Source organism: Siminovitchia sediminis, assembly GCF_042680885.1.
GTDB lineage: Bacteria > Bacillota > Bacilli > Bacillales > Bacillaceae_C > Siminovitchia > Siminovitchia sediminis.
The window spans coordinates 1-10,969 of sequence record NZ_JBHUEO010000059.1 but is presented as its reverse complement, the minus strand read 5'-3'; the positions used below and the strand labels follow the sequence as shown (position 1 = coordinate 10,969).

Annotated in this window: 10 protein-coding genes; all 10 read left to right on the top strand. The window is 44.4% G+C overall.

Translation table 11 applies throughout. From position 1 onward, the window contains the following. Positions 1–223: 223 nt before the first annotated feature. The 10 genes from ACFSCZ_RS15625 to ACFSCZ_RS15580 all read left to right on the top strand — a co-directional run bounded on the left by ACFSCZ_RS15625 (position 224) and on the right by ACFSCZ_RS15580 (position 10,841). Positions 224–1,342, top strand: coding sequence for a CdaR family transcriptional regulator (locus ACFSCZ_RS15625; RefSeq protein ID WP_380775128.1), 1,119 nt, complete (start codon positions 224–226; stop codon positions 1,340–1,342). 157 nt (positions 1,343–1,499) lie between these two features. Next, on the top strand, positions 1,500–2,657 hold the full coding sequence (locus tag ACFSCZ_RS15620; protein WP_380775126.1) for a glycerate kinase: 1,158 nt from the start codon (positions 1,500–1,502) through the stop codon (positions 2,655–2,657). Then, a complete protein-coding gene (locus tag ACFSCZ_RS15615; RefSeq protein ID WP_380775125.1) occupies positions 2,654–2,872 on the top strand; it encodes a hypothetical protein in 219 nt (72 codons plus the stop codon). The genes ACFSCZ_RS15620 and ACFSCZ_RS15615 overlap by 4 nt, the downstream gene beginning before the upstream one ends. A gap of 23 nt (positions 2,873–2,895) precedes the next feature. Further along, complete coding sequence (locus ACFSCZ_RS15610) at positions 2,896–4,467, top strand: sodium:solute symporter family protein (RefSeq protein ID WP_380775123.1); 1,572 nt, start codon at positions 2,896–2,898, stop codon at positions 4,465–4,467. Beyond that, positions 4,464–5,030, top strand: coding sequence for a hypothetical protein (locus ACFSCZ_RS15605; RefSeq protein ID WP_380775121.1), 567 nt, complete (start codon positions 4,464–4,466; stop codon positions 5,028–5,030). Before ACFSCZ_RS15610 ends, ACFSCZ_RS15605 begins: the two co-directional genes overlap by 4 nt. 117 nt (positions 5,031–5,147) lie before the next feature. Next, a complete protein-coding gene (locus ACFSCZ_RS15600) occupies positions 5,148–6,737 on the top strand; it encodes a class I adenylate-forming enzyme family protein (RefSeq protein WP_380775119.1) in 1,590 nt (529 codons plus the stop codon). A 15-nt stretch (positions 6,738–6,752) separates the two neighbouring features. Beyond that, positions 6,753–8,330 (top strand): acyl CoA:acetate/3-ketoacid CoA transferase, encoded by a 1,578-nt coding sequence (locus tag ACFSCZ_RS15595; RefSeq protein WP_380775117.1) that lies wholly within the window; start codon positions 6,753–6,755, stop codon positions 8,328–8,330. 21 nt (positions 8,331–8,351) lie between these two features. Continuing rightward, complete coding sequence (gene fabG, locus ACFSCZ_RS15590) at positions 8,352–9,092, top strand: 3-oxoacyl-ACP reductase FabG (RefSeq protein ID WP_380775115.1); 741 nt, start codon at positions 8,352–8,354, stop codon at positions 9,090–9,092. A 28-nt stretch (positions 9,093–9,120) separates the two neighbouring features. After that, positions 9,121–10,311 carry a thiolase family protein gene (locus ACFSCZ_RS15585; protein ID WP_380775113.1) on the top strand — a complete coding sequence of 397 codons (1,191 nt, stop codon included), beginning with the start codon at positions 9,121–9,123 and terminating at the stop codon, positions 10,309–10,311. Between the two features lie 95 nt (positions 10,312–10,406). Further along, positions 10,407–10,841 carry a DMT family transporter gene (locus ACFSCZ_RS15580; RefSeq protein WP_380775111.1) on the top strand — a complete coding sequence of 145 codons (435 nt, stop codon included), beginning with the start codon at positions 10,407–10,409 and terminating at the stop codon, positions 10,839–10,841. Positions 10,842–10,969: the final 128 nt, after the last annotated feature.

Below are 10,969 nucleotides of genomic sequence, written 5' to 3'. Positions count from 1 at the left end.
TCAACACGGACAAAAACAAAGTCAATGGTGGCGCACATACTGAAACCAATTAAACAATGTGTATTCTTGTCGTATTTTGATTATGTCCATTTTTAGGGGGCTTGACCACAGGCACCTGTCGAAACCTCATCGACAAGTTTCGGGGAACTTCGGGGAGTGACAGGCACCTGTCGAATATATGTTATAATAAAGGTACCTAAATGTTCGGATGAGGGTGGATAGGATGCAGATTTCCACAGAGCTTGCACAGACGATTGTGACGGAGATGCAGGAGATTATTGGGCAGGATATTAATTATATGAATACGGATGGACTGATTGTTGCCAGTACGAATGAGGAACGGATCGGGACGGTCCACGAAGGCGGCAAACGGGTAGCTGAAACGAAGAGTCATTTGGCCGTTGAGTATGATGGGGAGTTTGCCGGCGCAAGGGAAGGGATTAATTTACCGGTCTATTTTGAGCATGAGATTGTCGGAGTGATCGGGATTACCGGAGAACGGGAACAGGTCGAAGGATACGGGAAGATTATTAAGCGCATGACGGAGCTTTTGATCAAGGATGCATATTCCAACAAACTGATCAGCCAACAAAAAGAAACGCAGCGGATGCTGGTCGAGCAGCTGCTTACGCTGACGAGTGATGTGGAGAGGCAGGCCATCGTCAAACGCCTGAACATTTCTAATATAGATACGAATGTACCAAGAGTAGCGATTGTAGCCAAAATGAAAGATGATCAGATTGGGATCGACCAAACCGAACAGATTTTCCAAATCTTTCATGATAAACTCGTCAAATACTTTGATAATCTCATTGCCCAAATCCACAACAATATTGTGATCTTCCTCAACAAGCTGAGCCGTCAGGAGCTGGATCAGATTCTGGCTGATATTCAGGGAGAAGTCAAAAATAAGCTGGGTATCAGGATCCATATCGGTGTTGGTTCACCTGCGCATAACATATTAAATGTGAAAACCTCCTATGAAGAGGCATTGGTTGCCCAAGGCTGGGCAATGACCTTAAATGATGTGGTCAAGTATTATAACGACTTGGGGATTGAGCTCATTCTGGAGGAAGTGTCCGCAGAGATTTCCGGCATATATGTTGCGCGGGTCATCGGTTCTATGGACAAAAAAGATATACAGGAATATGAAGAAATTCTTTCTTTGTTTGAAAAATATAACGGCTCGATCAAGAACATATCCGAGCAGCTTTTTATTCATAAAAACACGCTGCAATACAAATTAAATCGCCTGCACCAAAAAACCGGGTATGATATGAGAAAATACAGCGACTTTTTAATGCTGAAAATTGCGTTTCTCCTTTACAAAAGCCACCAATAAAAAAGTGAAATTTGTTCTGTGTAACAAATTTCGCTTTTTTTCTTTGCCGAAAAATCGTTTTTAGGAACATAGATAGCTTCCAAATAAACTTCTATAATGATGATAACTATTATGTTGGAAAACGTTTTCTTTCTTATAGCTTGAGAGGGTGCAAAAAATGAAGATTGTTATCGCGACCGATTCCTTTAAGGGCAGTGCCTCTTCTTTGGAAGTTGCCGGTTACTTGGAAAATGGAATAAGAAGGGTGCTCCCTGATGCAGAGGTGACCAAACTTCCGCTTGCGGACGGAGGAGAAGGAACCGTAGATGCCTTGGTCGCTGCACTGGATGGAAAGTATGTCGAGTGTGAAGTGACCGGACCGCTGGGAGAAAAGGTCACAGCGAAATTCGGGCTGGTGGGTCATCGGACAGCTGTGATTGAAATGGCCGAAGCATCAGGACTTCCGTTAATTGAGCGTAAAGAGAGGGATCCGTTTAAAACCACTACCTATGGTACAGGCGAACTCATAAAAGCTGCACTCGATCACGGCGTTGATGAAATACTGATTGGGATCGGCGGGAGTGCGACCAATGACGGGGGAGCCGGAATGGCTCAGGCGCTCGGTGTTTCTTTCAAAACTTCCCTTAACAAAGAAATTGGATTTGGCGCCAAAGCTCTGGAAAACATCCAGCAAATTGACATTTCAGGGCTGGATCCAAGGCTGAAAGCAACAAAAATCACCGTTTTGTCTGATGTTACGAACCCTCTTTGCGGGGAAACCGGCGCATCTTATATATACGGTCCGCAAAAAGGGGCCACGCAAAAAGATGTTCAAGAATTGGATGCCCTTCTACAGAGATACGGTGAACAATTGGAAAGTACCTTAGGGAAAAACATTATGAATGTTGAAGGGGCTGGCGCTGCCGGCGGACTGGGTGCCGGTTTGATCGCATTTTGCGAGGCGAAGCTGGAGTCCGGAATTGAAAAGGTGCTGGACATCATCAAACTGGAAGACTATGTCAGAGGTGCAGATTTGGTGATCACCGGTGAAGGAAAGATGGATTTTCAGTCCGTTCAGGGAAAAGCGCCGATAGGTGTTGCGAAGGTTGCGCAAAAACATCATGTCCCAGTGGTGGCTGTTGTAGGGGCAGAAGGCTATAAGATTCAGGAGGTATATGATCACGGCATTGATTTGGTCGTGGACATCATCAATAAGCCGATGACTCTAGAAGAAGCAATGATCAATGTCGCCCCATTAACGGAAAATGCCGGGGGAAAAATTGTAAGAGCGTACCTTTTACGGAAATCAGTTAAAGAAGAGGAGGAAAAAGTATGAGCAAGAGAGCAAAAGTTCTTTTTATCTTATTTAATATCGTTTATTTCGGATTCAACTGGATGTTAATCCCATACATGCCGAACCCTCTTATATTCGGATGGATGCCGTTTCAACTGTTCTTGATGTTTGCAACACCTTTAGGGGCAGCGTTTGTATGGGCTCTGTATTATAATGCTTTTTTCGAAACACAAAAACACGTGAATTATAACAAGTAAAAGACAGTGAAGGAGGTACATCCATGAGTGCCAGCATGTGGATTGTTACAGGAATTTTGATATATGCAGGATTTATGATTATTCAGGGCTTCAGCTCTTTTAAAGAAACAAGTAAATCATCAGAAGCATTTTTTACAGCTGACAGGGGAGTCAATCCTTTTGTCCTGCTTGCCACAACCGCAATTTCGGTATTCTCGGCGTTAGCTTTTTACGGAGTGCCGGCGGCTATCTACCGTGAAGGGATCGGTTATTTCTCCAATACGGGTGGTATGATTGCAGGATTGCTTTTCGTTATCATCGGTTACCGTCTTTGGATCCTTGGTAAAGAATACGGATTCATGACTCCGGTTGACTACCTGCGTTCCCGTTATAACTCGGAAGTATATGGTTTATTGGTAGCAGCCGTCTTAATTCTATTTATTGTTCCTTATGTTGCGATGCAGTTAATTGCTATCGGTGACGCCATGGTTGTAACAACAAAAGGTCTTGTACCATACCTTCTGGCAGTTGCGCTGGCTACAATTGTTGTTTCATTGCATATTATCGGCGGCGGAATGAAGTCTGTTGCCTGGCTTGATACGTTTCACTTTATCTTGGGAGCCGGTACATTAATTACATTATCGGTATTTCTGACAATTACTTATTTCCCTGAGGGCGGTCTTGCCCAAGCGGTGGATACGATGATGCAGCATCCTGAAACCGCTGCGATTTTATCCCATCCGGGACCAAACGGCACATTTAACTGGCAAGGAACATTGTCTAACGTATTAACCGGGGCAGTAGCAACAGTGGTTTGGCCTCATATTTTCATGAGAACGTACATTGCAGCGAATAAAGATACGTTTAGATTTATGTCCTGGTCATTGCCGGTTGCCTATGTATTTGTTTATTTCTTTATCGTACTGATCGGAGGAATCATTGCTCCTGCGATTGTAGGACCTGGATTTGAGGATACAGACAACATTATTTCGATTTTGTCTACAGAGTATGCACCTCCATTTATTTCTTTTATCTCATTGCTGTGTTTATTCGCATTCGGTGTATCTACAGCAGACTCTATGTTACTGTCTGCCAGTGCGATCGGATCCCGCGACGTTTATGTGCGCCATGCCTATGAGTTAAAAGGAAAGTCAGTAGATCCAAAGAGAGTTGTACATTTTGGCCGAATACTTTTAGTTATTCTCATGATCATGACATTGATTGTCGTTGCCATGCGCCCTGCTTATATCGTTGACTATGCCTATAAGCTGTCGTCACCGTTCTTTGCGCAAATCTTGCCCGCAACTGTCTTCGGACTGTTCTGGAAACGAGGAACGAAAGAAGGGGCATTTGCAGGTACGATTTTAGGTTTAGTTGTTACAACGATTTTCACATTCTTTGTCACTCCGCCATTAGGGTTTTCAGCGCTTGTATGGGCACTTGTCGCTAACACAGTGGCCTACGTCGTTGTCAGCTTGATGACAAAAGCGCCTGAAGATGTGATTAACAAATATATTGTTCGTGTGGATTCCATCATCAATTCCGGAACAGAGATCAACTCAGCAGTTGATGCCACACTTTCTTCATTAAACGAAAGAAAGGGTCCTAACAAATGACTAAGAAAGTCCCGTTAAATGTGTACGGCATTAGTGTGTATCACCCTGACAATTGGCAGATTTTCATTAATCCCAACAATAAATTTACATTTAATGAAGGCCTGATCAAGGTGGACAAAGTTAAAGGGACAAAAAAAGCAGAAGCTTCCTTATCCATTCGTTGGGCGAAAATGCTCCAGGATATTACACTTGATGAGTATGTGGAGGAATTGGAAAAGCAATTTGAAAGAAAACAAAAAAGGAGCCGCAACAAAGATCAGTATCGGATCAACAGCAAATCCAAACTGACATTAATAGATGGCACAGATGCTTATCTATTGGAAAATGAATTTGTGGCCAACCACAGTATTTACCGAATCCTTGGGAAAGACGAGCTGATCAAGGTATTACAGGTCATGTTTTATTCTCCGGAATCAAAGCGGATGGTTGTCGCTTCACTGTCGACCGCCTCTGAATCACTTGAGAAATACAGAGCAGACTTCATGGACATTTTGTCAACGTTGCATGAAGATCTCCAAACGACAGGCCATCATCAGCAAACGCCATTGGAGTCGGCATACTAAGTGTCAGGTTGAAACTACCCGCCTTCGTGAATTGAGGGCGGGGCAGTTTCGGGTATAGGGGAAAATTCACTTTGCCTAACGCTTGTTATGATAAAGTGATGATAGGAGGTGGTTATTTTGATCAATGGAAACCATTGCTGGAATCAAGAGATGATCAATGACCTGACAATACGGACATTCAATAATAGGGAATACAGTTCCTTTGATCATTTGAAACGCAGCATGTATCAAACGATCAAAGAAAATGCCGAGCAGATGCCAGACAAAATAGGGATCGTAGATTCTAATGAAAAACCGTATACCTATAAAGACCTCCTAGAGTTGACAGATCGGATGTCTGCCTATCTAGTGAAACATTACCAAGTACAAAAAGGGACCCATATCGGGCTGCTTCTTTTTAATTCCATAGAGTTCATTGTATCGTTTTTATCGGCTCAAAAATTGGGAGCGGTCATTGTACCATTTCCTACGAAATATAAAGAGCCTGCCATTGATTCTTTAATAGAAAAAAGTGACTGCGACATACTGATCGCGGATGAAAAATATAAAGCCTGGATGGAAAAACATGAAATCCAAGGCAAGCCCGTACTTATTTTTGGAGACAGGACAATCAAGGATCTTCCAGCCTATGACATAGATACAGTAGACAGCGGTACGCTTGAAGACCATGCGGTAATTATGTTCACTTCCGGCACCACTTCCTTCAGTAAGGGCGTTGTCATTAAAAATTTTAATTTGCAGCATGCCGTTACGGCCTATCAGAAATTGCTAAGACTGGATGAAACTGATTCAACCGTTTTATCCATACCGATTTATAATATAACTGGACTGGCTGCTACTCTGTGTCTTTTTTTGCAATGTAAAGGGACCATTTATCTGCATAAGTTTTTTGATGCAGATCGGCTCCTTACCAATATAGAACAATATCAAGTTACCTTTTATCACGCATCGCCTACGATATTTGCCTTGTTGCTTGAAAAACAAAAGCAATATCCGGAGCTTCCATCCCTTCAAATGCTGGGATGCGGCAGCGGCAACATGCCCGGCGAAATGATTGCTGAATTGAAAAATTGGATGCCGAATATGTCCTTCCGGACGATTTACGGTTTATCCGAAACGACATCACCTGCTACGATTTTTCCATCGGATGCGTCCCAAAGTAAATATGTGGGTTCTTCAGGACTTCCGATTCCCGGGCTGTGCATCAAGGTTGTAGATGAAGATGGCCAGGAAGTAAAGCAGGGCACCATCGGTGAAATCTGTTTAAAAGGAACAAACGTCATTGAGGAATATTACAAGCTGGATACCGGTCTCATTACCGATGACAAGTGGCTGTTAACAGGTGATTTGGGATATGTAAACGAAGACGGTTATCTGTATATCGTGGATCGGAAAAAAGATATGATTAACCGCGGGGGGGAAAAGGTCTTCAGCTACGACATTGAAAATGAGATCCGGAAAATCGAAGGCGTCCATGAAGTGGCTGTTGTCGGGAAAAAAGATTCGAAATACGGAGAAGTTCCCATTGCGGTTCTTTCAGTCAAAGAGGGCAGCCATGTCGATGAGCCGTTTATCCGCTTTTTCCTGAAAGACCGGCTGGCAAAATATGAGATACCCGCGAAATTTTACTTTGTAGAGGAAGTAGACAAAACGGAAAACGGTAAGATTGACAAAAAAGCGATCAGGGAACGTTTTGGAAGAAATTAAGAGGAGGGGTTTGACTTGAAAGCCCATTTTATAAAAGCGGAAGAGGCAGTGAACCTCATCAAGGACGGAGACACGGTTACGACCGTTGGCATGACGCTGATCAGCGCTGCAGAGTCTATCTTAAAAGCGATTGAAAAAAGCTTTTTGGAAACCGGCCATCCGAAAGATCTGACATTGGTACACTCGGCTGGACAAAGTGACCGGAAGGATGGAATCCAGCATTTTGCTCATGAAGGCCTCGTCACAAGAATCATCGGTTCTCATTGGGGGCTGCAGCCAAGATGGATGGACATGATTGCCAACAACAAAGTCGAAGCTTATTGCTTGCCGCAAGGCCAGATGGCGCAGCTGTATCGCTCGATGGCATGCGGACTTCCCGGAAAAATGAGTAAAGTGGGACTCGGTACGTTTATTGATCCGCGCATTGAAGGCGGGAAAATGAATGAACGTACACAGCCGCTGGAAGACCTTTCTGAAGTGATCGAATATGACAATGAAGAATATATGTTTTACAAGAAAATTCCATTGGATGTTTGTATTATCCGCGGTACGACTGCCGATGAAATGGGAAACATTACAATGGAAGACGAAGCGATGAAGCTGGAAGTATTGCCTGCCGTGCTGGCAACGAAGAGATTTGGCGGAAAAGTCATCGTACAAGTCAAAAGGGTTGCCCAGACAGGCACGCTCAATCCTAAAGATGTCGTCGTCCCGGGCGTTTTTGTAGACGCGGTAGTAGAATGCGAGAATCCATTTGAGGATCATAGGCAAACATCCTCTTGGTATTATGATCCTTCTTATTCTGGCAGTTTGCGAGTTCCTCAGACAGCCATCAAGCCGCTGGAAATGAATATCCGTAAACTTATCGGCAGAAGAGCAATGTATGAGATCAAAAAAGGCGACATTATTAATTTGGGAACCGGCATTCCTAATGATGTTATTGGGAAGATCGCCAATGAAGAAGGGATCTCCGATGAGATCATGATCACGGTAGAATCGGGCATTTACGGAGGAGTCCAGGCGGGCGGCATTGACTTTGGAATCGGCCAAAATGTATATGCGATGATTACCCATGATCAGCAAATGGATTACTATAACGGCGCTGGGGTGGACGTTACTTTTATGGGGGCTGGAGAGCTGGACGGCGAAGGCAACGTCAATGCGACCAAGATGGGTCCTTTATGTACGGGATCCGGCGGTTTCATCGATATTACCCAAAACGCGAAAAAAGTAGTTTTTTGTGCAACGTTCAGCACGAAGGGTGCCAAAATCAATTTTGAGAACAACCAAGTCAACATTGAGCAGGAAGGCTCCATCAAAAAAATGGTATCCAAAGTTTCCCAAATCTCTTTTAACGGAAAACTCGCAAGAGAAAAGGGACAACAGGTTTATTTTGTAACAGAAAGAGCCGTCTTCAAGCTTGTAAAAGAAGGCGTCATGCTGATTGAGATTGCTCCTGGCGTCGATCTGCAAAAAGACGTGCTGGACATGATGGACTTTGAGCCGATCGTCAGTGAAGATTTGAAAGTCATGGACGTTGAGCTGTTTTCAGACGGGCCGTTTGGATTGCGTGACTTCATGATTAAAGAGTAAAGCATTAAGGAGGCAGAAGAAATGGGAAGATTAGATAATAAGATTGCGATTGTCACAGGTGCAGCCAGAGGATTGGGAAAAGGAATCGCAGAAAAGCTCGGAAAAGAAGGCGCAAAAGTGATTGTTGTCGATATGAATGAAGACAGCTGCAAAGAAGTCATCCAGGAATTTTCCGAGAAGGGTTATGAAGCTTCTTACTATACTGCCAATATCGCAAAACAGGAAGAAGTCCAGGACCTGTTCAAACATGCAGTGGAAAAATACGGAACTGTGGATATTCTCGTCAATAACGCTGGAATCAACAGGGACGTCACGATTCATAAAATGACGGCTGAACAATGGCAGCAGGTCATCGATGTGAATTTGACAGGTACCTTCTACTGCACGCAGGAAGCATCCAAAATTATGCGCGAAAAGGAATATGGAAGAATTATTTCCATTTCTTCAGCCAGCTGGCTCGGAAACTTTGGTCAGGCAAACTATGCAGCTTCCAAAGCAGGAGTGGTTGGCCTCATGAAAACAGCGGCTCGGGAATTGGCGAAGAAAAATATTACTTGCAATGCGATCTGCCCGGGTTTCATTGATACAGATATGACAAGAGGCGTTCCCGATAAAGTGTGGGACATCATGGTCTCCAAAATTCCAATGGGAAGAGCGGGAAGCCCGTCAGATGTGGCAAACATGATTGCTTTCCTTGCTTCTGACGAAGCGTCTTATGTTACTGGTGAAGTCATCAACGTCGGCGGCGGAATGGTTCTTTAATACAAATTTTTACAAGGAGTGTTCTTACATGAGCAATTTAAAAGAAGTAGTTGTTGTATCTGGTGCCAGAACACCGATTGGCAGATTTGGCGGAGGCTTGAAAGACGTTCATGCAGTAGACTTGGCAGCTTATGCGATCAAAGAAGCGGTAAAAAGAGCGGGAATTGAGTCCAACGCGGTGGATGAAGTCATCGTTGGCAACGTGGGTCAGATTGCTGAAAATGGATTTATCGGAAGAATGGTTTCGTTGAAATCGGATCTACCGGAAGAAACAACCGCTTATTCTGTCAACAGACAATGCGGATCTGGCTTGCAGGCCATTGTCGATGGAATGCTTGAAATTCAAACGGGAAATGCGGATGTCGTCGTAGCGGCCGGGACAGAAAACATGTCCCAGCTTCCATACTATGACAAAAGTGGACGTTTTGGACGTAAAATGGGACATGCCGAATTGGAAGATGGTCTGTTGTCTATTTTGACATGGCCTGGCGGACCTTACCACAACGGCATCACAGCTGAAAATGTTGCGGATCGTTACGACGTATCCAGAGAGCAGCAGGATGAGTTTTCCCTGAGCAGCCAGGAAAAAGCGGTCAAGGCGATCAAAGAAGGCAAGTTCAAGGATGAAATCGTTCCGATTGAAATAACGGACAGAAAAGGAAATGTCACGGTTGTAGATACAGACGAGCATCCGAGAGATGGCTTAACAATGGAGAAGTTGGCAAAAATGAAGCCAGCCTTTAAAAAAGATGGCTCTGTTACAGCTGCCAACGCTTCAGGAATTAACGACGGAGCTGCTGCCGTTGTCTTAATGTCAAGAGAAAAAGCCGAAGAGCTCGGGGTGAAGCCTTTGTTGACGGTGAAAGGATATGCTGTTGCAGGGAACAGCCCGGACGTGATGGGGTATGCTCCTAAGCTTTCAACGGAAAAATTGGCGAAAAAGCTGAACATCGATCTCAACGATGTAGATATTTTTGAAGTAAACGAAGCTTTTGCTTCTCAGGCTTGTGCGGTTGTCAGAGATTTGGATATCGATCCTTCCAAAGTGAATGTCAATGGAGGAGCGATCAGCTTGGGCCACCCTGTAGGAGCGACTGGCACAATTTTGACAGTGAAAATGCTGTATGAAATGCAGCGTTCCAACCTTGATCAAGGGATTGTCACGATGTGCATTGGCGGAGGACAGGGAATTTCTGCCCTCTTTGAAAGAGTAAAATAAAAAGTATAGCCATGTATGCCCTCCTGCCCGCTCCTTTTATGGAGAGGCCGGAGGGCTGGCTTTATAGAGGGCTTCTTAATGGGAGGCGTACACAGATGAAATGGTTTTATTTATTGCTGTCTTTAATTGGCGGCCTTGCTGTCGGAATGCAGGCCGCGGTCAATGGCGGTCTTGGCAAAAAGGTGGGACCGATCGAAGCGACCTTTATTTCTTTTTGTGTCGGGACAGCTGCGCTATTTTTCATGGTCTTGTTTTGGGGGAAGGGCAACATCCTTGCTGTTTCTGAAGTGCCAAAATTTCAGCTAATCGGCGGAATTTTAGGAGCCTTTTACCTGGCAGTCGTCGTCATCGCTGTACCTAAAGTTGGAGTATCCGGCGCACTTTTCGCAGTCATTACGGGACAGCTGCTCATCAGCGCGCTCATCGACCACTTCGGACTCTTCGGTGCACAACAATTCCCGCTCGACCTGAAAAAACTCATCGCGCTCGGCCTTATGCTTGGTGCGCTTTACCTATTTCACCATAAATAGGGGGTTTCGACAGGTGCCTGTGGTCAAGCCCCCTAAAAATGGACATAATCAAAATACGACAAGAATACACATTGTTTAATTGGTTTCAGTATGTGCGCCACCATTGACTTTGTTTTTGTCCGTGTTGA

What these genes read in the sequence shown, in the direction of transcription:
- ACFSCZ_RS15620 (WP_380775126.1), top strand. Translation starts at nt 1,500, where the DNA reads ATGAAGATTGTTATCGCGACCGATTCCTTTAAGGGCAGTGCCTCTTCT.
- ACFSCZ_RS15610 (WP_380775123.1), top strand. Translation starts at nt 2,896, where the DNA reads ATGAGTGCCAGCATGTGGATTGTTACAGGAATTTTGATATATGCAGGA.
- ACFSCZ_RS15615 (WP_380775125.1), top strand. Translation starts at nt 2,654, where the DNA reads ATGAGCAAGAGAGCAAAAGTTCTTTTTATCTTATTTAATATCGTTTAT.
- fabG (WP_380775115.1), top strand. Translation starts at nt 8,352, where the DNA reads ATGGGAAGATTAGATAATAAGATTGCGATTGTCACAGGTGCAGCCAGA.
- ACFSCZ_RS15605 (WP_380775121.1), top strand. Translation starts at nt 4,464, where the DNA reads ATGACTAAGAAAGTCCCGTTAAATGTGTACGGCATTAGTGTGTATCAC.
- ACFSCZ_RS15585 (WP_380775113.1), top strand. Translation starts at nt 9,121, where the DNA reads ATGAGCAATTTAAAAGAAGTAGTTGTTGTATCTGGTGCCAGAACACCG.
- ACFSCZ_RS15625 (WP_380775128.1), top strand. Translation starts at nt 224, where the DNA reads ATGCAGATTTCCACAGAGCTTGCACAGACGATTGTGACGGAGATGCAG.
- ACFSCZ_RS15580 (WP_380775111.1), top strand. Translation starts at nt 10,407, where the DNA reads ATGAAATGGTTTTATTTATTGCTGTCTTTAATTGGCGGCCTTGCTGTC.